Origin of the sequence: Luteithermobacter gelatinilyticus (assembly GCF_005849285.1) — a bacterium.
Taxonomy (GTDB): Bacteria; Pseudomonadota; Alphaproteobacteria; order Sphingomonadales; family Emcibacteraceae; genus Luteithermobacter; species Luteithermobacter gelatinilyticus.
Window position 1 is genome coordinate 1,774,913 of the sequence record NZ_CP040517.1, and the last position, 25,164, is coordinate 1,800,076.

The window sequence follows — 25,164 nt, forward strand, 5'->3', positions numbered from 1 at the left end:
GTCTGATCCCTCTAGGATGATCTGGGAGCGAAAAAAACATCACCGGCGGTGATTATTCTCTGGCCCGTATCTGTTTCAACTTTTAACCCGCCGGTAACATCAAGGTCAATAAATCTTCCGGTAAATTCCTCCTGCGGCAGGCGAACCGTGATGTTTTGCCCAAGCCCCTCTGCCTTGTCCAGCCACGCTGTGCGGATAACGGAAAAGCCATCGCCTTTCCAGCGCCCGATCCAGTAGGCCATAGAAGACGCCAGAAGCTCCAGAGCCTGTTCGGACGTGACGTTCATCCCTGCCGCCATATTCAGGCTGGTCGCCGGATAGAGGGCCTTTTGCGGGTGCGAAGCAAGGTTGACACCAATGCCGATAATCACAAATTCCGGCACGGATGAACCTTTCGCCGCTGCGGCCTGGGATTCCAGCAGGATCCCGGAAACTTTCCGGCCGTCCAGCAGCACATCATTGGGCCATTTGCATCTGGCCCGACTGTCGGACTGCACCAGATCCGCCACCACATCCCGAACGGCAAGGGCCGCGACAAAAGACAGTTGTGATGATGTCACGACGTCACCTTCCCCTTTCAACAACAGGGAACAAAACAGATTTCCCCGTTCAGAAACCCATTCCCGTCCTCGACGGCCACGGCCCGAAGACTGTTCCCGCGCCATAATCCATAACGGCGGCGTTGCCCCCGCAGTGGCCTGTCGTTTGGCTTCTTCATTGGTGCTGTCCAAAACGTCAAATGCCTGAAGGCCGTAACCCTCAGGCATTGAAATGTGTGTTTTTATCGTCATCGGCTCAGGCCATGAAAAACATCATGACAACAGCGCCCTTGCCGCAGCCTGCGCACCTTCAAGGATTGGCGTTGAAACCTGCGGCAGAACAAAAACCAGCACCAGGGCAGCTGAAACCCCCATCACCAGACGCATTTCAAGGGACTGTTGCGGCAGGAACGCTTCCACCGGTTTGTCGAAATACATCACCTTGACAATGCGCAGGTAATAATAGGCGCCAATCACACTGGCCAGCACCCCGATCACGGCAAGGCCATACAGGTCGGCATGAATGGCAGCGGCAAAAACATAAAACTTGCCCCAGAACCCGGCCAGCGGCGGAATCCCCGCAAGGGAAAACATAAGAATGGCCAGCACAGCCGCCATGCCCGGCCGGGTCTGCGCCATGCCGGAAAGATCGGCGATGTCCTCGACCATGCCGTCCTTGCGCCGCATGGACAGTATCACACCAAAGGTGCCGATATTCATCACCAGATAAATGGTCATGTAAATGATCAGACCGCTAATGCCTTCTTGCGTGCCGGAAGCCAGACCCACCAGGGCAAACCCCACATGACCAATGGAAGAATAGGCCATCAGACGCTTGATGTTGGTCTGCACAATGGCCGCCGTGGATCCCAGAATCATGGAGGCAATGGCCATGAAGACCAGGATCTGGTGCCAGGAGTCTTCCAGCGCCCCGAACGGAACAAACAGAACCCGCACCAGCAGAGCCATGGCCGCCACTTTTGGCGCCACGCTGAAGAATGAGGTAATCGGCGTCGGGGCGCCTTCATAAACGTCCGGGGTCCACATATGGAACGGTACCGCAGAGACCTTGAACGCCAATCCCGCCAGAACAAACACCAGCCCGACAATGGCACCGATTGTGCTGTCCTGTGCCGCATGGGCCGTCGTCTGAGTCAGCGCCTCGGCCACCGTCATGAAATTGGTGCTGCCCACAAAGCCGTAGACCAGGGAACTGCCATAAAGCAGCATGCCAGAAGACAAGGCGCCGAGCACAAAATATTTCAGGCCGGATTCGGTGGACCGTTCTGAATCCCGACGAACGGCGCTCAGCACATAAAGACTCAAGGACTGCAACTCCAGCCCCATATACAGCGAAATCAAATCATTGGCCGAAACCATCACCAGCATGCCAAGAGTCGCAAGCATCATCAGGATGGGAACTTCAAAACGTTCCTCCTTCAGCTCACGGAAATATTGCAGGGACATGATCACCGCCAGAATGGCGGCCAGCAACACCAGCCCCTTCATAAAACCGGTAAAGCCGTCCACCACAAACATCTGGGCAAATGTCAGGGCGCGCCCTTCCCCGTTGCCCAGGACAAAGAACAGCGTTACCATCATCACAGCCACAGCAAGCCAAGACACCAGGCCCGTGGACCGGTTGCCCCGAAACACGCCTAGCATCAACAGCGCCATAGCGCCGAGGGCCAGCAGGATTTCCCCCATGGCGGGAGCAAGATCAGGAAGCATTGTTTGTGTCATTTCTTCTTCTCTCTTTTCCTTAACGCGCAGCCTCAGCCAGCCTGAAGGCGTTCATGGCAGTTTCATGATTCTGGATCAGATGCTCAACGGACACATGGACAAAATCCAAGAAAGAGGACGGATAAATCCCCATCCACAGGGTAAAGATCACCAATGGTGCAAAGACCAGAACTTCCCTGGGGGTCATGTCCCGCAATGCCTTAAGCTCCTCTTTCACCAGATCCCCAAATACCACACGCCGGTACAGCCACAGCATATAGGCAGCCCCAAGGATCAGACCTGTTGCGGCAAAGAAAGTGGCCCAGACATTAACTTTGAACAGCCCCGCCAGCACCAGGATCTCACCGACGAAATTGGCCGTCCCCGGCAAGCCCACGGACGCCATGGTGAAAAACATGAAGACCAGGGCATATTTCGGCATGTTATTGACCAACCCGCCATAACGGGCAATTTCCCTTGTATGCATACGGTCATAAATCACCCCGACACACAGGAACAAGGCGCTGGACACAAACCCGTGGGCCAGCATGACAATAATCGCGCCCTCGATGCCTTGCGTGTTAAAGGCAAAGATCCCCAGCGTCACATAGGCCATATGCGCCACCGAGGAATAGGCGATCAGCTTTTTCATATCTTCCTGCATCAACGCCACCAGCGAGGTGTAGACGACCGCCACACAGGACAGCGTATAGACCAGCCACGCGAGTTCTTCGCTGGCCACCGGGAACATGGGCAGGCTGAACCGCAGGAACCCGTACCCGCCCATTTTCAGCAGAATACCCGCCAGGATCACAGAACCGGCCGTAGGCGCCTGAACGTGGGCATCCGGCAACCAGGTATGAACCGGCCACATGGGAACCTTGACCGCAAAAGAGGCGAAAAATGCCAACCACAGCCAGGTCTGGGCGTCCACCGCAAAATTATATTCCATCAGCGCTGGAATGTCCGTGGTGCCGGCCTCAAGATACATATACAACAACGCCAGCAGCATCAGCACTGACCCCAGCAGCGTATACAGGAACAGCTTGTATGAGGCATAAACACGTTCCTTGCCGCCCCAGATGCCAATGATCAGGAACATGGGGATCAGGCCGCCCTCGAAAAACAGATAAAACAGAACAATGTCCAGGGAGCAGAACACACCCAGCATAAGGGTCTCAAGGACCAGGAAGCTGATCATATATTCTTTGATGCGCACCTTGACTGAATCCCAGCTTGCCAGGATACACAGCGGCATGATCAGCGTGGTCAGCAGCACAAACAGCACTGAAATGCCATCCACGCCCATATGGTAACTGATACCGCCGCCCAACCATTCAGCCTTTTCCTCGAACTGGAACCCCGGATCGGTTTTGTCAAACCCGAACCACAGCACCAGCGAAAAGACGAAGGTGGCCAGCGTGGTCAACAGCGCCGCATTTTTGGTGTTGCGCGCAACGATTTCTTCTTCGCCGCGGATCAGCAGAATAAACAGCACTCCGACAAGCGGCAAAAAGGTAATGGCCGAGAGGAAAGGAAAATGTTCCATGATTTAATTCCCCCCCACGATAAACCAGGTTGTGAAGGCCGCCACGCCGATCAGCATGGCAAAAGCATAATGATACAGATATCCGGTTTGCATTTCCCTGAACTTCCGGGCTAGTGCAACAACGGTCGCGGACACCCCATCAGGACCGTAACGGTCGATGGTTCCCAGATCTCCTTTTTTCCACAGAAACGCACCTAAGCGCTTTGCCGGTCGGACAAAAAGAAAATCATAGATTTCATCCACATACCATTTGTTGAGGAACAGATTGTAAAGATATTTGAAGGTCCGGGCCGCCGCCGCCGGCGTTTCCGGCGCCAGAATATAGCTATAAAATGCGACGGCAAAACCGGTAACCATGGCAATGAACGGTGACCAGACCACCCAAGCCGGCACATGATGTGCCGCTTCCATGACATTGTCCCCCAAAACCTTAAGCGACGTGCCCCAGAAGTCCTCATAATGATGGCCGGTGAAATATTCACTGAAGACAAAGCCAGAGGCAATGGCACCAACCGCCAACAGGTAGAGCGGAATCAGCATTACCTGCGGACTTTCATGCACATGATCCTGCACCTTCTTGCTGGCGCGGCTTTCCCCAAAGAACGTCATGAACACCAGCCGCCAGCTGTAGAAGCTGGTAAACAGCGCCGCCAAAACCCCCATGGCAAAAGCATAATCGCTCATGCTAGCCGAAGACGCAAAGGCGGATTCAATGATCATGTCTTTGGAATAATACCCCGCGAAGAACGGGAAACCGGTCAATGCCAGGGTACCAATGGTCATCATGGCAAACGTAATCGGGATCTTCTTCCACAGCCCTCCCATTTTGCGCATGTCCTGTTCATCGCTCATGGCATGGATCACCGACCCAGATCCCAGGAACAGAAGCGCCTTGAAAAAGGCATGGGTAAACAGATGGAAAATCGCCGCGCCGTAAGCCGATACCCCAAGCGCGAAAAACATGTATCCCAGCTGGGAACAGGTGGAATAGGCGATCACTCGCTTGATGTCATTCTGGGCCACACCGATGGTCGCAGCGAAAATCGCCGTGGACGCACCGATAAATGTCACAAAGGCTAGGGCATCCGGGCTGTATTCAAAAATCGGGGAGCAACGCGCCACCATAAACACGCCTGCGGTCACCATGGTTGCCGCATGGATCAAGGCGGACACCGGTGTCGGGCCCTCCATGGCATCCGGCAGCCAGGTATGTAGCCCCAGCTGTGCCGATTTGCCCATCGCGCCAATAAACAGCAGAATGGAAATGGTGGTGATCAGATCAAGCTCCATGCCCAGGAAATAAATGACGTTGTCCGTATAGTCGGGCACGGAGGAAAATACCGTCGTGAAATCCAGGCTGCCAAATGCCATGAAAATGGCAACAATGCCAAGGGCGAAGCCGAAGTCGCCGACCCGGTTCACCACAAATGCCTTGATGGCAGCCGCATTGGCGGACGGTTTTTTGTACCAGAAACCGATCAGCAGATAAGAGGCCAAGCCAACACCTTCCCAGCCAAAAAACAGCTGCAGGAAGTTATCCGCCGTCACCAGCATCAACATGGCGAAAGTGAACAGGGACAGATAAGACATGAAGCGCGGAATGTGCGGATCATGGCTCATATAGCCCACAGAATAAATATGCACCAGCGCCGACACTGTCGTGACCACTACCAGCATCACAGCCGTCAGTGTGTCGATCCGGAACGCCCAGTCCAGTTGCAGATCCCCGGACGAAATCCAGTTCAGCACGGTCACATACGCCTCCTGATGACCCAGCGCCACCTGGCCAAAGGCGATCCAGCTGAGCAGCGCGGAAATCACCAGAAAACTGCAGGTGACAATTTGCGCCCCCCGGTCACCGATCTGCTTGCCGAAAAAACCGGCGATAATCGCCCCAAGCAGGGGCAGGAAGACAATTGCCTGATACATTCTTATTATCCTTTCATCAGATGGATGTCTTCCACGGCGATGGTGCCGCGGTTGCGGAAATAAATCACCAGAATGGCAAGGCCAATGGCGGCTTCACCGGCCGCCACGGTCAGGATGAACATGGCGAAGACCTGGCCCATCATATCCCCCATATAGGCCGAAAACGCCACCAGGTTGATGTTGACCGCCAGCAGCATCAGCTCGACGGACATCAGAATGATAATGACATTCTTTCTGTTCAGGAAAATACCGAAGATACCAAGGGTAAACAAAATGGCAGCAACGGTCAGGTAATGTGCTAATCCGATTTCCATACTTCTACCCCTTATCTAAGCGCCCTGACCGGGTTTGACTTTTACGATTTCATAGGCATCGCTGCGACGGCGACGCACCTGTTCGGAAATATTCTGCTTTTTGACGCCGGGCCGCTTGCGGTGCGTGAGCACAATAGCGCCAATCATGGCCACAAGCAGAATCATGCCCGCCATCTGGAACAAGAAGATATAATCCGTATACAAAAGGCGCCCCATGGCGACAGTGTTGCTGACCTCCTCCGTAATCGGGGCCTGCGTCGCAGAAAGAGTGGTCATGTTGTCCGAAAACTGCCAGCCGGCCACCACGAGGGCAATCTCCGCCAGCAGAATAAGGCCGATGGTCGCCCCGATCGGCAGATAAGACTGGAATCCTTTACGCAGTTCCACAAAATCAATATCCAGCATCATCACCACAAACAGGAACAATACCGCCACGGCGCCCACATAGACGATCACCAAAATCATGGCAAGGAATTCGGCACCCAGCAGTAGGAATAAGGCCGCCGAATTAAAAAACGCCAGGATCAGGAAAAGCACCGAATGAACGGGATTACGGCTGGAGATCACCATTAGGCCGGACAACACCGTAATCGTGGCAAAGATATAAAAACAGATTGTAACGATCATGGTCTTTCCTTACCGGTATGGAGCGTCGAGTTCGATATTCTTGGCAATTTCGCGTTCCCAGCGTTCCCCGTTGGCCAAAAGCTTTTCCTTGTCATACATCAGCTCCTCGCGGGTTTCCGTGGCGAATTCGAAATTCGGCCCTTCCACAATGGCGTCCACCGGGCAGGCTTCCTGACAGTACCCGCAATAGATACATTTGGTCATGTCAATGTCATAGCGGGTCGTACGGCGGCTGCCGTCTTCACGGGGTTCCGATTCAATGGTAATCGCCAACGCCGGGCAGATCGCCTCGCACAGTTTACAGGCGATGCAGCGTTCCTCCCCATTGGGATAGCGCCGCAAGGCATGTTCGCCACGGAAACGCGGACTCAGCGGACCTTTTTCGAATGGATAGTTAATGGTCGCTTTCTTGCGGAACATATATTTTAACGTCAACCACATTGCTGAGCAGAATTCGCTCAACAGAAATGTGCGTGCTGCGTGATCTAGAAACGCCATAATATCACCCGTCTCCTAGCCAATCTTGTCCGTAAAGGCAAGCAAGTAGAGGCCTGTCAAAAATACCCACAGTAACGAAATCGGCAGAAACACCTTCCATCCCAGACGCATCAACTGGTCATAACGATAACGCGGAACCGTCGCCTTGACCCAGGCAAAGACAAAGAAGAAAAACCAGATCTTTGCAAACAGCCAGATCGGCCCCGGAATGTAATACAACGGCGCCCAGTCAAAAGGCGGCAAATACCCGCCAAAAAACAAAATGCTGGTCATGGCGCACATCAACAGGATGTTGGCATATTCCCCAAGGAAAAACAGGGCAAAGGCCATGGAGGAATATTCCACCTGATACCCCGCCACCAGTTCCGCTTCCGCTTCGGGCAGGTCAAAGGGCGGCCGGTTGGTTTCCGCCAGTGCAGAAATAAAGAAAATCACAAACATGGGAAACAGCGGCGACAACCAGAAACCGTTCACTCCAAGAAAGGTGTTGCGCTGGGCTTCCACAATGTCTACCAGATTGAGGCTTTGCACCACCATCAGCACCGTCACCAGCACAAAGCCGATCGAGACTTCATAAGACACCATCTGCGCCGCAGACCGCAACGAGCCGAGAAAGGCATAACGCGAGTTACTGGCCCAGCCGGACATGATGATGCCATATACGCCCAATGAAGAAATAGCAAACAGGTAAAGCACACCCACATTGATGTTGGCCAGCACCATTTCCGCACTCCACGGAATGACCGCCCAGCCCACCAGGGCCAGAATAAAGGTCAAACACGGCGCCAACAAGAAGATGCCCCGGTTGGCACCGGCCGGAATGATCGTTTCCTTAAGAAACAGCTTCAGGCCGTCAGCAAAGGACTGCAAAAGCCCGAAAGGGCCCACCACATTAGGGCCCCGGCGTAACTGCATGGCGGCCCAGACCTTACGGTCCACATAAACGCTCATGGCCACACATAACAGCAGCGGCAAAACAATCAGCAGAATCCAGCCGATAATGTTCAGGGTGTAAACCAGCCCTGAATTCAGCGAAACACCGAGCAGATATTGAAATAAATCACCCATGGGTTCCTGTCGCCTCCTCAGCTTCAGTATGGCCATTAAAAATCGCGCTGCATTCTTCCATGATCCGGGAAGCGCGGGCGATCGGATTGGTCAGATAAAAGTCGGTTACCGGATAGACAAAGGGCTGATCCAGAATGTCTCCCGCTGTGCCGAACTCACCCCAGGAGCTTTGCGGTTTAACGTCCAGTTCAGCGAAATGCGGGTAGTCGGCATACAGTTTTTCCCGAAGCTGTCCCAGCGTATCAAAGGGAAGGGTTTTGCCCAGTACATCGGACAGCGCCCGCAGGATTGTCCAGTCCTCTCGTGCGTCGCCGGGGCCAAAGATTACCTTCAGCGCCATCTGCACGCGGCCTTCTGTATTCACATACAGACCGGATTTTTCCGTATAGGCCACACCCGGCAGAATCACATCGGCGCTTTTCACACCTTCATCCCCGTGGCTCCCCTGATAAATAACAAAGGCCTTGTCCAGACGGCTTGAATCAAACTCATCGGCGCCCAGGTTGAAGACCACTTCGATATCCCCGTTTTCCACGCCATCGAAGATCGCCTCTATGCCGCCCTCACTGGTCAGGCCCAGATCCAGCCCCCCCACCCGGGCCGCCGCCGTATGCAGTACGTTAAAGCCGTTCCAGTCGTCGCGAATCATGCCGAATTTTTCGGCAATATCCCGCGCAGTCTTGAGGATGGCAGCACCGTCTTCACGGGCCAGCGCCCCCTGTCCCAAAATCAATATGGGTTTTTCGGCGGCTTCAAGAACTTTTGCAAAATCATGGCTGCCGGACAGGATATCGTTGAGCACAACCGCGCTGTCACCCAGATGATCCAACTTATAGGTCAGATCAACTTTCGGCCCCACTGCTGCGATCCGGAATCGCGGATCATAGGTCCGGCGTCTAATACGGGCATTGATAATCGGCGCTTCCTTGCGCACGTCACTACCGATGATCAGGCAGGCATCCGCCTCATCAATTCCGGCAATACCCGTATTGAACAGATATGCCGCCCGTGGCGCGGCGGGCAGTTTGGCGCCATCCTGACGGCACTCAAGTTTTGTCGCCCCCAGAGAGGTCAGTAGACCTTTAAGGGCATACATGCTTTCCACATCCTGAAGGTCACCAACAATACCGGCGATTTTGCTGCCATCAAGGCCTTTGAGCCTGTGGGCAATGGTCTCAAATGCCTCTTGCCAACTGGCTTCCACCAGTCTGCCGTCCTTACGCACATAAGGGCGGTCCAGACGGCGAGCTTTCAGACCGTCCACGGCATGGCGTGTCTTGTCGGAAATCCATTCCTCATTCACATCTTCATGAAGACGCGGCAAAATCCGCATCACTTCCCGTCCGCGGCTGTCGGCCCGAATATTACTGCCAACGGCATCATGAACGTCGATGGTTTCCGTGTGCTTCAGCTCCCAGGGTCGGGCCTTGAAGGCATAGGGTTTGCTGGTCAATGCGCCCACGGGGCACAGATCCACCACATTGCCGGACAGTTCAGAACCAAACGCCTGTTCCTGATAAGTGGTGATTTCCATATTCTCCCCCCGCCCCACGGCGCCCAAAGCCGGAACACCGGCCACTTCATCGGCAAACCGCACGCACCGGGTACAGTGAATACAGCGGGTCATGATCGTCTTGATCAGCGGCCCCATGTATTTTTCCTTAACCGCCCGCTTGTTTTCATGGAAGCGATTCTGCCCCATGCCATAAGCCACTGCCTGGTCCTGTAGGTCACATTCCCCGCCCTGGTCGCAGATCGGGCAATCCAGCGGATGATTAATAAGCAGGAATTCCATCACCCCTTCGCGGGCTTTTTTCACCTTTGGCGTATTGGTGCGGATCACCATGCCATCACCTGCGGGCATGGCGCAGGACGCAATCGGTTTGGGTGCTTTTTCCATTTCCACCAAGCACATGCGGCAGTTCCCGGCAATGGACAATCGCTCATGGTAACAGAAACGGGGAATTTCAATCCCGACCGCCTCACAGGCCTGTAAGACGGTCATACCGTCTTCTACAGTTACCTCAATTCCGTCAATCGTCAGCGTTGGCATATCCTACTCCTACGCAGCCTGTTTTTTATATTCTTGGATGCGGCGTTCCACCTCGGGGCGGAAATGACGCATCAGGCCCTGGATCGGCCAAGCCGCGGCATCGCCCAGCGCACAAATGGTGTGCCCTTCCACTTGTTTGGTCACATCCAGCAACATGTCAATCTCTTCCAGTTCTGCATTGCCGGTGACCAGACGTTCCATGACCCGCCACATCCAGCCGGTGCCTTCACGACACGGCGTACACTGGCCGCAGCTTTCATGTTTGTAAAAAGCGGACAGCCGGGCAATGGCCTTGACGATATCCGTGGACTTGTCCATCACAATCACTGCCGCCGTGCCAAGACCGGACTGCACATCCCGCAGGCTGTCAAAATCCATGCGCACATCATCACAGATGCTTTTGGGCAACACCGGAACCGAGGATCCCCCCGGAATCACCGCCAGCAGGTTGTCCCAGCCGCCGCGCACGCCCCCGCAGTGTTTTTCGATCAGCTCCTTCAGGGGAATACCCATTTCCTCTTCCACCGTGCAGGGGTTGTTCACATGGCCTGAAATGCAGAACAGCTTGGTTCCAGTATTATTCGCCCGTCCCAGTCCCGCAAACCAGGCCCCGCCCCGACGCAAAATAGTGGGCACTACAGCAATGGATTCCACATTATTCACCGTGGTCGGGCAGCCAAACAGCCCCACATTGGCCGGGAATGGCGGTTTGAGGCGCGGTTGACCTTTCTTGCCTTCCAGACTTTCAATCAGCGCAGTTTCCTCACCGCAGATATAGGCTCCAGCCCCCCGGTGCACATAAATATCGAAATCATAACCGCTACCGGCGGCATTTTTGCCAATCAGCCCCGCCGCATAGGCTTCCTCAATGGCCGCTTCCAGAACTTTGGCTTCCTGAACAAATTCGCCACGAATATAGATATAGGCTGCGACAGCGCGCATGGCGAAACCGGCCAGCAGGCAGCCTTCGATCAGCTTGTGCGGATCATGGCGCATGATTTCCCGATCCTTGCAGGTGCCCGGCTCGCCTTCGTCTGCATTGACCACCAGGTAATTCGGCCGGCCGTCGCTTTCCTTGGGCATGAAGGACCATTTCAGCCCCGTGGGAAAGCCCGCCCCGCCCCGGCCGCGCAAACCGGACGTTTTCACTTCCTCAATAATCCAGTCACCGCCTTTTTCCATCAGCGCCTTGGTACCGTCCCAATCGCCGCGTTTCTTTGCAGCCTCAAGCCCCCAGCTCTGAAAACCGTACAAATTGGTGAAGATACGATCCTTATCTGCAAGCATTATCCCTCACCTCCTTTACCGACATCCCCGGAAGCTGTATCCTTCGCAAAATCCTTCAACGTTGTGGGCCCGCCCATGGGACAGCAGGTAAACCGCGCCGTCTGGGGCCCGGCCTTGGGTTTTTCCCCCGCCTTGATGGCCCGGATAATCTGTTTCGTGCTGTCGGCATCAAGGTCTTCATAATATTCACCGCCATAGGCCATCACCGGCGCATTCACACAGGCCCCGGCGCATTCCACTTCCAGAAGGGTAAATTCACCATCTTCCGTAGTTTCACCAAATCCAATGCCCAGCTCTTCCTTGCAGGCGGCCACCACATCGTCAGCCCCCCTGAGCCAGCACGGGGTCGTGGTGCATACCTCGATCACATGTTTGCCCACCGGTTTCAGGTTGTACATGGAATAAAAGGTCGCCACCTCATGTACCCGGATATAGGGCATGTCCAGCATATCCGCGATATATTCCATGATCGGCACGGTAATCCAGCCGTTATTCTGCTCCTGCGCCTTGTGCAGCAGAGGCATTACTGCGCTCTGCTGGCGGCCTTCAGGATATTTGGCAATCTGTTTCTTCGCCCATTCCAGATTTTCCGGCGTGAACTCGAACTTTTCTGTTGGCTTGATACTCACGCTCATCGGTCAATTTCTCCGAACACAATATCATAAGACCCGATCAGGGCCGGAACGTCGGCCAGCATATGCCCCTTGGCAAGATGGTCCATGGACTGCAAGTGGGCAAATCCCGGCGCCCGGATTTTACAGCGATATGGCATATTAGATCCGTCAGATACCAAATAGACGCCAAACTCGCCTTTCGGAGCCTCCACGGCAACATAAACTTCGCCTTCCGGCACCTTGAAGCCTTCGGTATACAGCTTGAAGTGATGAATCAGGGCTTCCATGGAATTTTTCATTTCCGCCCGGCGCGGCGGCGCTACTTTTCGATTCTCCGACAGGACCGGTCCCTCCGGCATTTTCTCAAGACACTGTTTGATGATGTTTACACTTTGCAGCATTTCTTCCAGCCGCAAGATGAAACGGTCATAACAGTCGCCATGTTTGCCGATCACCACATCAAAATCCAGCTCATCGTAACAGTCATAAGGCGCAGCCTTGCGAATATCCCAGGCGATACCACTGCCACGTAACATGGGACCGGAAAAGCCCCAGGCCTGGGCGTCTTCTGCGCTGACCACACCAATATCCACATTGCGCTGCTTGAAGATCCGGTTTTCCACCACCAGAACCTCCATTTCCGCAAGGATCTTTGGATACTCTTCACAGAATTTCATGATCCTGTCCGCCAGACCGGCCGGCATATCCTGATGAACGCCGCCAGGACGGAAATAGTTGGCGTGCAGCCGTGCCCCGCAAACCGCCTCATAAAATTCCATCAGCTTTTCCCGTTCCTCAAACAACCACAGAATCGGGGTCAGCGCCCCCACATCCATGGCATGGGTGGTCACATTCAGAATGTGATTGAGGATCCGGCCAATTTCCGCAAACATCACCCTGAGATACTGACCACGTTTGGGCACTTCCAGCCCGAGCAGTTTTTCAATGGCCAGCACAAAGGCGTGTTCCTGATTCATCGGCGAGACATAATCAAGACGGTCAAAATAAGGGATCGCCTGCAAGTAGGTTTTGTGTTCGATCAGCTTTTCCGTCCCACGGTGCAACAGACCGATATGAGGATCGCTGCGCTCCACCACCTCGCCGTCAAGCTCCAGAACCAGACGCAGCACACCGTGCGCTGCCGGGTGCTGAGGTCCGAAATTCAGGTTGAAATTCTTGATATCAACTTCGGTCATCACTTACCCTCCTGCCCTTTGGCTTTCTCAGCAGCCTGTCCTTCAGCCTTCTCATCTCCGGGCAGAATATATTTGGCCCCTTCCCAGGGACTCATAAAATCGAATTTGCGAAATTCCTGCGCGAGCTTCACCGGCTCATACACCACACGTTTCTCTTCCTCGCTATAACGCAGTTCCACATAACCGGTAAGCGGGAAATCCTTGCGCAGCGGGAATCCCTGAAATCCATAATCAGTCAGGATACGGCGTAGATCCGGATTGCCGTCAAACATGATGCCGTACATGTCCCAGGCCTCCCGCTCATACCAGCCGGCGGAAGGAAACACCTCAACCACAGAGGGAACGGGGGTTTCTTCATCGGTCTGCACCTTGACCCGGATGCGCTGATTCTGGGTAATGCTCAGGAGATGATACACCACATCGAAACGTTTGCCGCGCTGCGGATAATCCACACCACACAAATCAATCAGTTGGGTAAACTTGCAGTTGGTATCATCCCGCAAAAAGGTGAGCACTTTGACGATCTGGTCCGCCCGCGCCAAAAGTGTGAGTTCATCAAGAGCCACAATCGTACCGGTGACTTCATTGGGCAGGGCCCCTGCAATATGTTCGCCGAGCTCTTTGAGCGTCTCTTCAATACTCATATCGCCTCTCCCGCCTTAACGATCAATGGAGGCCGTACGGCGGATTTTTTTCTGCAATTGCAGAATACCGTACAGAAGCGCTTCGGCCGTCGGTGGACAGCCCGGCACATAAACATCCACCGGCACAATACGATCACAGCCGCGCACGACCGAATAGGAATAGTGATAATAACCGCCGCCATTGGCACAGCTACCCATGGAAATTACATAACGGGGTTCGGACATCTGGTCATAGACCTTGCGCATGGCGGGGGCCATCTTGTTGGTCAGCGTGCCGGCCACGATCATCACATCCGACTGGCGCGGTGAAGCCCGGGGGGCAAAGCCGAACCGTTCCACATCATACCGGGGCATGCTGGCATGCATCATTTCCACAGCACAGCAGGCCAGCCCAAAAGTCATCCACCACAGGGACCCGGTTCGGGCCCAGGCAATCACATCATCAAGCGAGGTGACGACGAATCCCTTGTCAGCCAGCTCATCGGAAACGGACTTAAAATACGCATCCTGCTCAAGACCGGCCAGTTCCGCCTTGAGGTCGGCTGAGCCCACAGCAGAGCCCGGAGATGATAGTTGCTGAGACATGTTTACTCCCATTCCAGAGCCCCTTTCTTCCACTCATAGATAAAACCGATGGTCAGAATACCGAGGAACACCATCATGGACACAAATCCAAAAATGCCGATATGTCCGAGCGCCACGGCCCAGGGGAAGAGAAAGGCCACTTCCAGGTCAAAGATGATAAAAAGGATAGAGACCAGATAAAACCGCACATCAAACTGACGGCGCGCGTCGCCAAAGGCTTCAAAACCACACTCATAGGCCGAAAGCTTTTCCGCATCGGGGGCTTGCTTGGCCAGCAGCATGGGAAGCGTGAGAAAGACTCCCGACAGCACAATGGCGATCACAAAGAAAATAAGAATTGGAAGATATTCGAGCAGCATTTCGTTCATCTGTGCCCTACCTTTTCATAACTATAGTCCTCAGGCAGGTTTTCCACCCATCCACCAGAACCACTGCCTAAAAGATTCCGGCGCCTCGCAGGATTTGGACATACATAACGCAGTCAGGTTCAAGATGAAACATATAACTTGTTTTGCGCCAAATCCCCCGCCGACCACCCGTTGTGATCAACGTGAACGTTATGGGCCTGTTAATAGACTCTCAGAGGAGAAATTGCCAATAATTTTTTGGTAAAATCGGAAATAAAAATACCCCCCGCAAGACAACGCAGATCCCGCATGAGTCGGAACAAAATAATCCGCGTTGCCAAATTCCCCCACCCCCCTTCTGAAACCTATTCACAATTCACTCTAAAAGACAACACAAAACCGATGCGCCTTGTGGCCTTTTATACCAGGGCTTCTGCAAACGGATCCTGAAAAAAAGGTAAGCTCCTGAAATACGGAGATAAATTTAAAAGACTAGAAAAAAGAAGATAAGGAAGTTATGGCGGGAGTGACGGGGCTCGAACCCGCGACCTCTGGCGTGACAGGCCAGCGCTCTAACCAACTGAGCTACACCCCCCGGGTGCGTGCGACTGATTTAGGGGATGACCCCGATCAAGTCAAGCAACTTTTTTTGTTTTTTTACACGACAAAACAAACAAACTAAGTTGCTGTAATCTTTGAAGGAATGGTGGGCGGTGAGAGACTCGAACTCCCGACATCTTCGGTGTAAACGAAGCGCTCTACCAACTGAGCTAACCGCCCGTTTTTTCCTTCATCACGGCGTCTTGTCACCGTGTGGCTGCATATCTAACGCCTGTTCACAAACTTGTAAAGAATAAAAAAGACGGTTGGCAAAAAAAATGCCAACCGTCTTTAAAAACAAGCAGAATTACTTGTTTACAGCGTCTTTAAGCGCTTTACCTGCCTTGAATTTCGGCTGTTTGGAAGCCGGAATCTGGATTTTTTCGCCTGTGCGGGGGTTACGACCCTCGCTCGCAGCACGTTCTGCGACACTGAAAGTCCCAAAACCTACAAGGCGAACTTCGTCACCAGAGGACAGAGATTCAGTAATAGCATTGAAAACACCGTCCACAGCCTGTGCTGCATCTGCTTTAGAGATATTAGCGGCTGAAGCGACGCTGGCGATAAGATCGTTCTTATTCACTATCTTCCCCTTTTTGTGAGTATACTTGAACTGGTTATGAAGCGGTTGCAGTTTAGACAGCATTTTTTGTTCCGTCAAAGGGAAAACCCACCAAAACTGCGGTTTTTTGCAATAAAGTTTGCTTGACATTGACAGAAAAAAACTTTTACGGCCCATAAAAAACGCCCGGTTTCCACAACCGGACGTTTTAAAGACGGCTATCGTCCCATCCATAGGGTTCACTGGCCAGGACTCAGTTTTGCAGCCCCTCGAAAACGGCCCCGGTTTTAATGGCGCACCCGCTCTTCAAAATCAGAATCGTCGGCATTTTCAGCCAGTGGCGCAACCGGTTCCACATCTTCCGGATCAAGCGGAATAAGCGGGGAAACCAGAGCATGTTCCAGCACTTCTCCCACCGCGGAAACCGGCACGATTTCAAGTCCCTTTTTCACATTATCCGGAATTTCGGCCAGATCCTTTTCATTGTCGATGGGGATCAGCACCTTCTTGATCCCGCTTCTGAGCGCCGCAAGGAGTTTTTCCTTCAGTCCGCCAATGGGCAGCACCCTGCCCCTCAGACTGATTTCGCCAGTCATGGCCACATCCCGGCGCACGGGATTGTTGGTCAGAACTGAAACGATAGAGGTGATCATGGCCACCCCGGCCGACGGGCCATCCTTGGGGGTGGCTCCTTCGGGCACGTGAATATGAATATCCGTCTTGTCAAAAGTGCCCGGCTGGATGCCGTAATCCAGAGCCTTGGAGCGAACATAGCTCATGGCCGCGCGGATCGATTCCTGCATCACATCGCCGAGTTTTCCGGTAATGGTGGTCCGTCCTTTACCCGGTGAAACAATCGCTTCGATGGCCAGGATATCCCCACCCACTTCTGTCCAGGCAAGACCGGTGGTCACCCCGACCATATCGGTATCTTCCAGTTCTCCGAAACGGAAGCGTTTCACACCGGCATATTTTTCCAGATTGCGGGCGGTGATGTGGACGCTTTTCTTTTTGCCAATCACGATTTCCTTCACCGCCTTGCGCACCAGATTGGCGATTTCACGCTCCAGGTTACGCACTCCGGCTTCGCGGGTGTAATAGCGGATCAGGTCCCTCAGCGCCGCTTCGGAAATAGACCATTCATTTTCTTTAAGACCATGATCTTTCTGCTGCTTCGGCACAAGATGCCGTTTGGCGATTTCCACCTTCTCATCCTCGGTGTATCCCGACAGGCGAATAATCTCCATACGGTCCATCAAGGGCTGCGGCATGTTCAGGGTATTGGCCGTGGTGATAAACATCACATCGGACAAGTCATAATCCACTTCAAGATAGTGGTCGTTGAATTTGCTGTTCTGTTCCGGGTCCAGAACCTCAAGCAGGGCAGACGCCGGATCACCGCGATAATCAGCGCCCATCTTATCAATTTCATCGAGCAGAAACAGCGGATTACTCGATCCGGCTTTTTTCATGTTCTGGATAATCTTGCCGGGCATGGACCCGATATAAGTCCGGCGATGCCCGCGAATTTCGGCCTCATCACGCACGCCGCCGACAGAAAAGCGCACAAAGTTACGCCCTGTCGCCGTGGCAATCGACTTACCAAGAGACGTTTTCCCGACACCCGGCGGCCCCACCAGACACAGAATCGGCCCTTTAAGCTTCTTGGCCCGTTGCTGAACCGCCAGATATTCCAGGATACGCTCCTTGACCTTCTCAAGGCCATAATGATCCTTGTTCAGAATCTCCTCAGCCTGTTTGAGATCGCTTTTGACTTTGGATTTTTTGCCCCACGGCAAAGACAGAAGCCAATCCAGATAGTTACGAACCACTGTCGCCTCTGCGGACATAGGGCTCATGGATTTCAGCTTTTTCAGTTCCGCATTGGCTTTTTCGCGGGCTTCCTTGCTGAGTTTGGTTTTCTTGATTTTTTCTTCAAGCTCGGACAGCTCATCACGGCCGTCTTCGGATTCCCCCAGTTCCCGCTGAATGGCTTTCATCTGCTCATTCAGATAATATTCGCGCTGGGTTTTTTCCATCTGGCTTTTGACGCGACGGCGAATCCTTTTCTCCACCTGCATCACGCCGATTTCCGCCTCCATATACCCCAGAATCTTTTCGAGCCGCTGCTCCACATCAGGGTTTTCCAAAAGCTCCTGTTTGTCGGCAATCTTCAGCGACAAATGAGATGTGACCACATCCGCAAGCTTTTCCGGTTCTTCTACCTGTTTTACAGAGGCCAGCACCTCGGGCGGAATTTTTTTGTTCAGTTTAACGTATTGATCAAATTGCGAAACCACGGAACGGGCCAGAGCTTTGACCTCATTCTTTTCCGCACTGACCGTCGGAATATTTTCCACTTCCGCTTCAAAAAAAGCGTCATTATCCCGGTATCTTACAATACGGGCACGACGGTCTCCTTCCACCAGAACCTTGACCGTGCCATCAGGCAGCTTCAGCAGTTGCAGGACATTGGCTAATGTCCCCACCTGATAAATATCCTCGGTCCCCGGATCGTCCTGATTGGCGTCTTTCTGGGACACCAACAAAATCTGCTTATCCTCTTCCATGACATTTTCAAGGGCTCGCACAGATTTTTCGCGCCCGACAAACAGCGGCACGATCATATGTGGAAACACCACAATGTCTCTTAGAGGCAAAATCGGAAATACAGTGCTCATAGGCGTCTATTCTACTCGCTAAGTTGAGATATAACTGTGTAATTCATACACAGGAAGTAAGAACGAACCAGGAAAGTTTCAAGAGCGAAACGGGTTTTTCTGCGCCGGAACGCGGGGCCTGGCGTGTTATCGCCCGCAAGCAATCGCCCCCCTTTACGCCTCATCCCATCCGGTACAGTCCGGCATGAGTCGGCGTGGACCGACAGGTCCGGGCAAAAACCCCTCAGGCCCCTGCCCCGACTTCTTCTTTTTTCTTGTCAGTATAGATATAAAGCGGTTTGCCTTTGCCTTCGACCACGTCGCTGTTGATCACAACTTCTTCGACACCTTCAAGGCCCGGCAATTCAAACATGGTATCCAGCAAAATATCTTCCATGATGGACCGCAGACCACGCGCCCCCGTTTTCCGGGCGATGGCCCGACGGGCAATGGCCAAAAGCGCATCATCGGTGAAGGTCAGCTCGACATCCTCCATGGCAAACAGGCGCTGATATTGTTTGACAAGCGCATTTTTGGGTTTGCTGAGGATTTCGACCAAGGCATTTTCATCCAGATCCGTCAGGGTCGCCAGCACCGGCAACCGGCCAATAAATTCAGGAATGAGCCCGAATTTCAGCAGGTCCTCAGGCTCCAGATCCATCAACAATTCACCGATTTTCTGCTCTTCGGCGCTGCTAACCTTGGCCCCAAAGCCGATGGATTTTCCTTCACGGCGTTGGGCAATGATCCGGTCCAGTCCGGCAAAGGCCCCGCCACAGATAAACAGGATATTGGTCGTATCCACCTGCAGGAACTCCTGCTGCGGATGTTTGCGCCCACCCTGAGGCGGCACGCTGGCGACCGTGCCTTCCATGATTTTCAGCAAGGCCTGCTGCACCCCTTCGCCGGACACGTCGCGGGTAATGGAGGGGTTGTCGGATTTACGGCTGATTTTATCCACTTCGTCAATATAGACGATCCCGCGCTGGGCCCGTTCCACATTATAATCAGCGGCCTGCAGCAATTTCAGGATAATGTTTTCCACATCTTCACCCACATACCCCGCTTCGGTCAGGGTCGTGGCGTCGGCCATGGTGAAAGGCACATCAATAATCCGGGCCAGTGTCTGGGCCAGCAATGTTTTACCACATCCCGTGGGCCCCACCAGCAGAATATTTGATTTCGCCAGCTCCACATCGTTATTGCTGCCCGCATGTTGCAGCCTTTTGTAATGATTGTGAACCGCAACAGACAAAACCTTCTTGGCCTGGTCCTGGCCAATTACATAATCATCAAGCACGGAAAGAATTTCCAACGGTGTCGGCACACCATCACGGGATTTGGACAGCGCCGTCTTGTTTTCTTCCCGGATAATATCCATGCACAATTCGACGCATTCGTCGCAAATAAACACGGTAGGTCCGGCAATCAGCTTTTTGACTTCATGCTGGCTTTTGCCGCAGAAAGAACAATAAAGAGTACTTTTTGATTCGCCAGAATTTGTTTTAGTCATATGGTCCTGTTCCTAATAGCTTCCTGATATATGCTACTCCGACTGGGTACAAAATCTCAATACCTTTTATGCCCCGTTGTCACCATCCGCCTGCACCGCCGGACCTCTGCGCCATCATCTCAATGCCAAGCCTAACGCCGGCTAAGATAAAACAGAATAGATTGCGGTCTGCTCCCTATAGTTAAGGCTTTTTCTGCACATTACAATGGATAAATTCAGTGTAATGGGGAAGTGGAAAAGAATTGATTAACAGAAATGGCAACTTACCGATTATCTGTCTCGAGTCATTCTCGCCCCGGCGAAAAACAGGAATAAAATATAATGAAATATGATGGGAGGAAACCGTTCTGCCAGGGCACCCCCGCTTATGGCGAGGAAATCCAGACAGGAAATCCGGACAGGCCGTACCGGGCGTACGGCCGTGCCAGAACCTGTCGAGACCGAACCAAACCCGTCCATGATTCAGGCTTGACCCAGCCCCCGAGAACCGCCCCCTCAGTCTTCGGAGGGCACATCCTCGCGTTTGACATAAACCTGATCAATCAGTCCAAACTCCCGGGCCTCCTCGGGAGACATGAATTTGTCCCGATCCATTGCCGTTTCAATCACATCAAGCGGCTGACCGGTATGTTTGACATAAATATTATTCAGTCGTTTGCGCAGTTCCAGAATCTCCCGAGCCTGAATTTCAATATCCGCCGCCTGCCCCTGGGCGCCGCCGGAAGGCTGATGAATCATGATCCGGGAATTGGGCAGCGCAAACCGCTGTCCCGGCTCTCCCGCCGCCAGCAGAAGAGAGCCCATGGAACAGGCCTGGCCAATACAAATCGTTGTCACTTTGGGGCGGATATATTGCATCGTGTCATAAATCCCCAGCCCCGCGGTCACCACACCGCCCGGCGAATTAATATAGAAGGCAATATCCTTTTTGGGATTTTCGGCTTCAAGAAACAGAAGCTGGGCCGTAATCAGGCTTGCAACAGCATCATTGACCTGCCCCGTCAGAAAAATGATTCTCTCTTTTAGAAGACGGGAATAAATGTCGTAAGAACGCTCCCCGCGGCTTGTCTGCTCCACCACCATGGGAATCAGGGTGTTCATGTAGGTCTCTGGCATGTCACTCATATTGGTCGTCCTTGCTTTGATCAATAGGCCCGATCTACCCCAACCGGGTTCAGATCCATACTTCTCAGATAAACAAGCGGGCATCGCGACCGACGCCCGCCTCATTACTTTAAATATATTTTCCTGACGTTTGCAACGCTATATCTGTCAGGCCCGAAATCACTCAGGCATCATCTTTTTTGGCTGCGGTTTTCTTGGGTGCAGCCTTTTTGGCTGGAGCTTTCTTAGCAGCGGTTTTCTTCGCAGCCGGTTTCTTTGCAGCAGCCTTCTTGGCCGGTGCTTTTTCTTCCGCACCATCCTCCGCAGCGTCTTTGGCCGGTGCCTTTTTCGCTGCAGCCTTCTTCGGTGCGGCTTTTTTGGCGGCCGGTTTCTTTGCGGCGGCCTTCTTCTTAGCCTTGGCGGCCGCCTCAGCAGTTTCGTCATCGGCCTCAATTGCGGCAATCAGGTCATCCCGGCTAACTTTCTTCTCAGACACTTCCGCCTGCTCAAGAATAAAGTCCACCACCTTTTCTTCATAAAGCGGTGCACGGATCTGGGCCAAGGCATTGGGATTTTTCTGATAGAATTCAAAAACCTGTTTTTCCTGGCCCGGGAAACGCTGGGCTTCCTGGGCGATCTGACGGGTTACCTCGTCCTGGGTCACCGTAATCTCATTTTGTTGACCGATCTCAGACAACAGCAACCCCAGCCGCACACGGCGTTCGGCAATGGCTTTGTATTCTTCTTTCACATCGTCTCCCGGCTCTTCCACCTCTTCGGGTTTCAGATCCGGGTTTTCCTGGACAGCGTCGCGGTACAGATCCATTTTCAACTGATTCCAGATCTGTTCAAATTCCATCTCCACCATCCCGGCCGGAACCTCAAAGGAGACCTGTTCGGCCAAAGCATCCAGAAGCGAACGCTTCAGGCATGTGCGGGACAGGTTATCTGTTTCAGCAGAGAGCTGCTTCTTAATGGCATCCTTGAGTGCATCCAGATTTTCCAGTCCCAGTTTCTGAGCCAGTTCGTCATCCAGTTTGGCGTCTTCCGGTTTCTGAACTTCCTGAACGGTTACTTCGAAGACAGCCGCTTTGCCTTTCAGGTGTTCGGCATGATAATTTTCCGGAAACGTGACATTCACGTCCTTTTTATCCCCGGCCTTAACACCGATAAGCTGCTCTTCAAATCCCGGGATGAAGGTGTTGGAGCCCAGCACGAGCTGATGTCCTTCACCGCTGCCACCGTCAAAAGCTTCACCATCAATCTTGCCGACAAAGTCGATGACAACAGCGTCGCCTTCTTTGGCTTTATAGGTTTTGGCAGCTTTTTTATAGTTTTTCTGCTGGCTGGCAATACCTTCCAGAGCGGTCTGAACCTGTTCTTCTTCCGGCTCCGCCACCAGTTTTTCCAGCTTCAGCTTGGTCAGATCGGGAATGGAGAATTCGGGAACGATTTCCACCTCCATCGCATATTCCAGATCCTTGCCCACATCATAAGATTCGTCGATCTCGATTTTCGGCTGCATGGCCGGGCGCAGCTTTCTTTCTTCCAGAACTTCCTGGGAGGTACTGTGGATGGTTTCTTCCAGAACCTGTCCCATCATATTTTTGCCATGAAGCTTTTTCAGCAGCGAAAGAGGTGCTTTGCCCGGGCGGAATCCCGGCATTTTGATGTTGGCGCGAACCTTTTCCAGTTCCGCGTCAACCTTTGCATCGATGTCCTGCGCCGAAATAACGACCTTGAACCCGCGCTTCAAACCTTCTGAGTGTGTTTCCGTTACCTGCATTGATCGCTCTGTTTCATTTAGATGTTGATCCTGGGCTGCGCCGACAGCCTGATATTAAACTCTATTCACCTCTGTTTTCAAAAGAATCCAGACGCTCTGCCCGGTTCTTTTCTATATGACACTGGTGCGGGTGGAGGGACTTGAACCCCCACGTCCGAAGACACCAGAACCTAAATCTGGCGCGTCTACCAATTCCGCCACACCCGCCTGTTGGCTCAATGTCACATAAGGCTTTGGCGCCTCTGATATAGGATGGTTTGGATCATGTCCAGATATTTTTCTCCCTGCCCGCCTGCCGGCCGCCCTATTTGACCTGATCGGCCAAATCAGTCAGCACCGCCGGAATCTGGGCGGCAATATCCTCAGACACCAGTCCCGGCCCGAACCGGACCGCCGCCGCGCCATGACACCATACGGCCGCCGCTGCAGCCTCAAAGGCCGGCATGCCCTGCGCCAGCAGCCCCGTCACCAGCCCCGCCAGCACGTCACCACTACCGGCCGTGGCCAAGGTCGGCGGGGCATTTTCCGCAATAAGGGCGCGCCCGTCCGGCGCCGCCACTACTGTATCGGGCCCTTTTAGCAAAATCACTGCACCGCTGCGCTCGGCCGCCGCGCGTGCACTCCGCAATTTGTTATATCCCGGCTGTTTTGCCGACAAATCCGGAAACAGCCGCGCAAATTCCCCGTCATGAGGCGTCAACACCGCTTGCGCGCCGACGGCCTGGCGAGCTTCCTGCTGCAATGCCCCAAAAAGCTGTTCCGGGTTATCCTGAAAAACCGTCAACGCATCCGCATCCAGCACCGCATGACGATTGTGAGACAACACCCGCAGCACCCTGAACCATGTGACCTGATCAACCCCGTTGGCGGGCCCCACACACCATACATTCAACCTCTCGTCCCGCAATAGCGTCTCGAAGGTTTCCGCACTGTCCAACGGCTTGACCATCACCGCAGTGAGTTGTGCGGCATGCGCCGGAACAGCATTTTCCGGACAGACCACGCTGCACAGCCCCGCCCCAATCCTGAGCGCCGCGGTCGCCGCCAGGCGCGCCGCGCCTGTATGGGCCAGCCCCCCGCTCATGACGATAGCATGGCCCCGGTTGTATTTATGCCCCGAGGACACAGGCCAGGGAAAATGATCAAGCCAGGCCCGCGGCGTATTGATCGCTGTCAGGGGGGCGATATCATCCAGAACCCGTGGAGAAATACCAATATCAGTGACAAAAATATCCCCACAAAGATTTTTGCCCGGATATAATACATGTCCGGGTTTGCGCCGGAAAAACGTGACCGTGACATCGGCATCAAGACAGCTCCCCTGCCCGGTTTTCGGATCCCGGGCAACCTGGCCGCTGTCGCCCTCAAGGCCACTGGGTACGTCCACCGCGACCCGGACAGCCGGCATTTCATTGGCCCTCATCACCACGTCCGCCGCTACTCCCTGCAATGGCCGGTCCAGCCCCGCCCCAAACAGGGCATCGACGATGATCCGGTGATCTTCTTTCAAAACATCAGGGGACAACTCCTGAATTTTATCCCCTGCCTCCTCCCGCCACCGCCGGGCCATGACCGCCGCATCCCCCCTCAAGCGGCTCGCCTTTCCCAACAGCGCCAGCTCAACGGGCCATCCCGCCGCCCGAAGATGCCGCGCCACAACAAAACCATCCCCGCCATTATTGCCGGGGCCGCACAGGACCATCACCGGCCCCTGGTCGTATAAATCAAGGATTTTGCGAGCAATGGACAAACCCGCAGCCTCCATAAGCTGAACACCGGGAACCCCTGCTTCCATGGTCAGACGATCCGCCATGGCCGTTTCCGCAACCGTCAGGAGGACGTCACCAGGTGGATATGTCATGATCCATGCTTCCTCGCAATTAGAGTCATAGAGTCAATCTCATCACAATTCGCTTTAGACAGATGCGGAACAATTTTCGCATCCGGAAAACAAGATTGTCATTCCG

Annotated in this window: 21 protein-coding genes and 3 tRNA genes; all 24 read right to left on the bottom strand. The window is 53.6% G+C overall.

Features of this window, described 5'->3' with window-relative positions; translation table 11 throughout:
* Positions 1 to 11: 11 nt before the first annotated feature.
* The 24 genes from FE788_RS08025 to FE788_RS08140 all read right to left on the bottom strand — a co-directional run bounded on the left by FE788_RS08025 (position 12) and on the right by FE788_RS08140 (position 25,058).
* The gene (locus FE788_RS08025; RefSeq protein ID WP_138380146.1) at positions 12 to 767 is read right to left on the bottom strand and encodes a biotin--[acetyl-CoA-carboxylase] ligase; all 756 of its coding nucleotides are present in this window, start codon (positions 765 to 767) and stop codon (positions 12 to 14) included.
* Between the two features lie 45 nt (positions 768 to 812).
* The gene (gene nuoN, locus FE788_RS08030; protein ID WP_138380147.1) at positions 813 to 2,282 is read right to left on the bottom strand and encodes an NADH-quinone oxidoreductase subunit NuoN; all 1,470 of its coding nucleotides are present in this window, start codon (positions 2,280 to 2,282) and stop codon (positions 813 to 815) included.
* A 19-nt stretch (positions 2,283 to 2,301) separates the two neighbouring features.
* The gene (locus tag FE788_RS08035) at positions 2,302 to 3,810 is read right to left on the bottom strand and encodes an NADH-quinone oxidoreductase subunit M (protein WP_138380148.1); all 1,509 of its coding nucleotides are present in this window, start codon (positions 3,808 to 3,810) and stop codon (positions 2,302 to 2,304) included.
* 3 nt (positions 3,811 to 3,813) lie between these two features.
* A complete protein-coding gene (gene nuoL, locus FE788_RS08040; RefSeq protein ID WP_138380149.1) occupies positions 3,814 to 5,739 on the bottom strand; it encodes an NADH-quinone oxidoreductase subunit L in 1,926 nt (641 codons plus the stop codon).
* 5 nt (positions 5,740 to 5,744) lie between these two features.
* Positions 5,745 to 6,053: an NADH-quinone oxidoreductase subunit NuoK gene (gene nuoK, locus FE788_RS08045; protein ID WP_138380150.1), complete on the bottom strand. Its 309-nt coding sequence runs from the start codon at positions 6,051 to 6,053 to the stop codon at positions 5,745 to 5,747.
* A gap of 15 nt (positions 6,054 to 6,068) precedes the next feature.
* Positions 6,069 to 6,680, bottom strand: coding sequence for an NADH-quinone oxidoreductase subunit J (locus FE788_RS08050; protein WP_138380151.1), 612 nt, complete (start codon positions 6,678 to 6,680; stop codon positions 6,069 to 6,071).
* Positions 6,681 to 6,689: 9 nt separating this feature from the next.
* Complete coding sequence (gene nuoI / locus FE788_RS08055; RefSeq protein WP_138380152.1) at positions 6,690 to 7,178, bottom strand: NADH-quinone oxidoreductase subunit NuoI; 489 nt, start codon at positions 7,176 to 7,178, stop codon at positions 6,690 to 6,692.
* A gap of 15 nt (positions 7,179 to 7,193) precedes the next feature.
* Positions 7,194 to 8,246 (bottom strand): NADH-quinone oxidoreductase subunit NuoH, encoded by a 1,053-nt coding sequence (nuoH, locus tag FE788_RS08060; protein WP_138380153.1) that lies wholly within the window; start codon positions 8,244 to 8,246, stop codon positions 7,194 to 7,196.
* Positions 8,239 to 10,299, bottom strand: a complete 2,061-nt coding sequence (gene nuoG, locus FE788_RS08065) for an NADH-quinone oxidoreductase subunit NuoG (protein ID WP_138380154.1) — start codon at positions 10,297 to 10,299, stop codon at positions 8,239 to 8,241. The genes nuoH and nuoG overlap by 8 nt, the downstream gene beginning before the upstream one ends.
* Before the next feature lie 9 nt (positions 10,300 to 10,308).
* Complete coding sequence (nuoF, locus tag FE788_RS08070) at positions 10,309 to 11,586, bottom strand: NADH-quinone oxidoreductase subunit NuoF (protein WP_138380155.1); 1,278 nt, start codon at positions 11,584 to 11,586, stop codon at positions 10,309 to 10,311.
* A complete protein-coding gene (gene nuoE / locus FE788_RS08075) occupies positions 11,586 to 12,221 on the bottom strand; it encodes an NADH-quinone oxidoreductase subunit NuoE (RefSeq protein ID WP_138380156.1) in 636 nt (211 codons plus the stop codon). The genes nuoF and nuoE overlap by 1 nt, the downstream gene beginning before the upstream one ends.
* Positions 12,218 to 13,396 (bottom strand): NADH-quinone oxidoreductase subunit D, encoded by a 1,179-nt coding sequence (locus FE788_RS08080; RefSeq protein WP_138380157.1) that lies wholly within the window; start codon positions 13,394 to 13,396, stop codon positions 12,218 to 12,220. Before FE788_RS08080 ends, nuoE begins: the two co-directional genes overlap by 4 nt.
* Entirely contained in the window at positions 13,396 to 14,034 is a 639-nt protein-coding gene (locus FE788_RS08085; protein ID WP_138381335.1) for an NADH-quinone oxidoreductase subunit C, read from the bottom strand. The genes FE788_RS08080 and FE788_RS08085 overlap by 1 nt, the downstream gene beginning before the upstream one ends.
* Before the next feature lie 21 nt (positions 14,035 to 14,055).
* Entirely contained in the window at positions 14,056 to 14,625 is a 570-nt protein-coding gene (locus tag FE788_RS08090) for a NuoB/complex I 20 kDa subunit family protein (RefSeq protein WP_210413824.1), read from the bottom strand.
* Between the two features lie 2 nt (positions 14,626 to 14,627).
* Entirely contained in the window at positions 14,628 to 14,993 is a 366-nt protein-coding gene (locus FE788_RS08095; RefSeq protein WP_138380159.1) for an NADH-quinone oxidoreductase subunit A, read from the bottom strand.
* Positions 14,994 to 15,490: 497 nt separating this feature from the next.
* A tRNA-Asp gene (locus FE788_RS08100) sits at positions 15,491 to 15,567 on the bottom strand.
* Between the two features lie 109 nt (positions 15,568 to 15,676).
* Positions 15,677 to 15,752, bottom strand: a tRNA-Val gene (locus FE788_RS08105).
* A gap of 127 nt (positions 15,753 to 15,879) precedes the next feature.
* Positions 15,880 to 16,155: an HU family DNA-binding protein gene (locus tag FE788_RS08110; protein WP_138381336.1), complete on the bottom strand. Its 276-nt coding sequence runs from the start codon at positions 16,153 to 16,155 to the stop codon at positions 15,880 to 15,882.
* A gap of 266 nt (positions 16,156 to 16,421) precedes the next feature.
* Positions 16,422 to 18,815, bottom strand: a complete 2,394-nt coding sequence (gene lon, locus FE788_RS08115) for an endopeptidase La (protein WP_138380160.1) — start codon at positions 18,813 to 18,815, stop codon at positions 16,422 to 16,424.
* Positions 18,816 to 19,038: 223 nt separating this feature from the next.
* Complete coding sequence (clpX, locus tag FE788_RS08120) at positions 19,039 to 20,307, bottom strand: ATP-dependent Clp protease ATP-binding subunit ClpX (RefSeq protein ID WP_138380161.1); 1,269 nt, start codon at positions 20,305 to 20,307, stop codon at positions 19,039 to 19,041.
* A gap of 495 nt (positions 20,308 to 20,802) precedes the next feature.
* Positions 20,803 to 21,432 carry an ATP-dependent Clp endopeptidase proteolytic subunit ClpP gene (gene clpP, locus FE788_RS08125; RefSeq protein WP_138380162.1) on the bottom strand — a complete coding sequence of 210 codons (630 nt, stop codon included), beginning with the start codon at positions 21,430 to 21,432 and terminating at the stop codon, positions 20,803 to 20,805.
* Between the two features lie 163 nt (positions 21,433 to 21,595).
* Entirely contained in the window at positions 21,596 to 23,197 is a 1,602-nt protein-coding gene (gene tig / locus FE788_RS08130) for a trigger factor (RefSeq protein ID WP_138380163.1), read from the bottom strand.
* A 122-nt stretch (positions 23,198 to 23,319) separates the two neighbouring features.
* Positions 23,320 to 23,404: transfer RNA gene (locus FE788_RS08135), tRNA-Leu, on the bottom strand.
* Positions 23,405 to 23,501: 97 nt separating this feature from the next.
* Complete coding sequence (locus FE788_RS08140; RefSeq protein ID WP_138380164.1) at positions 23,502 to 25,058, bottom strand: NAD(P)H-hydrate dehydratase; 1,557 nt, start codon at positions 25,056 to 25,058, stop codon at positions 23,502 to 23,504.
* Positions 25,059 to 25,164 lie beyond the last annotated feature (106 nt).

Coding starts and splice junctions, on each gene's coding strand:
- nuoE (WP_138380156.1), bottom strand. CDS start 12,221: ATGAGCGTGAGTATCAAGCCAACAGAAAAGTTCGAGTTCACGCCGGAA.
- FE788_RS08140 (WP_138380164.1), bottom strand. CDS start 25,058: ATGACATATCCACCTGGTGACGTCCTCCTGACGGTTGCGGAAACGGCC.
- FE788_RS08090 (WP_210413824.1), bottom strand. CDS start 14,625: ATGTCTCAGCAACTATCATCTCCGGGCTCTGCTGTGGGCTCAGCCGAC.
- FE788_RS08025 (WP_138380146.1), bottom strand. CDS start 767: ATGCCTGAGGGTTACGGCCTTCAGGCATTTGACGTTTTGGACAGCACC.
- nuoN (WP_138380147.1), bottom strand. CDS start 2,282: ATGACACAAACAATGCTTCCTGATCTTGCTCCCGCCATGGGGGAAATC.
- nuoH (WP_138380153.1), bottom strand. CDS start 8,246: ATGGGTGATTTATTTCAATATCTGCTCGGTGTTTCGCTGAATTCAGGG.
- nuoI (WP_138380152.1), bottom strand. CDS start 7,178: ATGGCGTTTCTAGATCACGCAGCACGCACATTTCTGTTGAGCGAATTC.
- clpP (WP_138380162.1), bottom strand. CDS start 21,432: ATGAGTGACATGCCAGAGACCTACATGAACACCCTGATTCCCATGGTG.
- nuoG (WP_138380154.1), bottom strand. CDS start 10,299: ATGCCAACGCTGACGATTGACGGAATTGAGGTAACTGTAGAAGACGGT.
- FE788_RS08035 (WP_138380148.1), bottom strand. CDS start 3,810: ATGGAACATTTTCCTTTCCTCTCGGCCATTACCTTTTTGCCGCTTGTC.
- lon (WP_138380160.1), bottom strand. CDS start 18,815: ATGAGCACTGTATTTCCGATTTTGCCTCTAAGAGACATTGTGGTGTTT.
- FE788_RS08050 (WP_138380151.1), bottom strand. CDS start 6,680: ATGATCGTTACAATCTGTTTTTATATCTTTGCCACGATTACGGTGTTG.
- FE788_RS08080 (WP_138380157.1), bottom strand. CDS start 13,396: ATGACCGAAGTTGATATCAAGAATTTCAACCTGAATTTCGGACCTCAG.
- nuoF (WP_138380155.1), bottom strand. CDS start 11,586: ATGCTTGCAGATAAGGATCGTATCTTCACCAATTTGTACGGTTTTCAG.
- nuoL (WP_138380149.1), bottom strand. CDS start 5,739: ATGTATCAGGCAATTGTCTTCCTGCCCCTGCTTGGGGCGATTATCGCC.
- nuoK (WP_138380150.1), bottom strand. CDS start 6,053: ATGGAAATCGGATTAGCACATTACCTGACCGTTGCTGCCATTTTGTTT.
- clpX (WP_138380161.1), bottom strand. CDS start 20,307: ATGACTAAAACAAATTCTGGCGAATCAAAAAGTACTCTTTATTGTTCT.
- FE788_RS08095 (WP_138380159.1), bottom strand. CDS start 14,993: ATGAACGAAATGCTGCTCGAATATCTTCCAATTCTTATTTTCTTTGTG.
- tig (WP_138380163.1), bottom strand. CDS start 23,197: ATGCAGGTAACGGAAACACACTCAGAAGGTTTGAAGCGCGGGTTCAAG.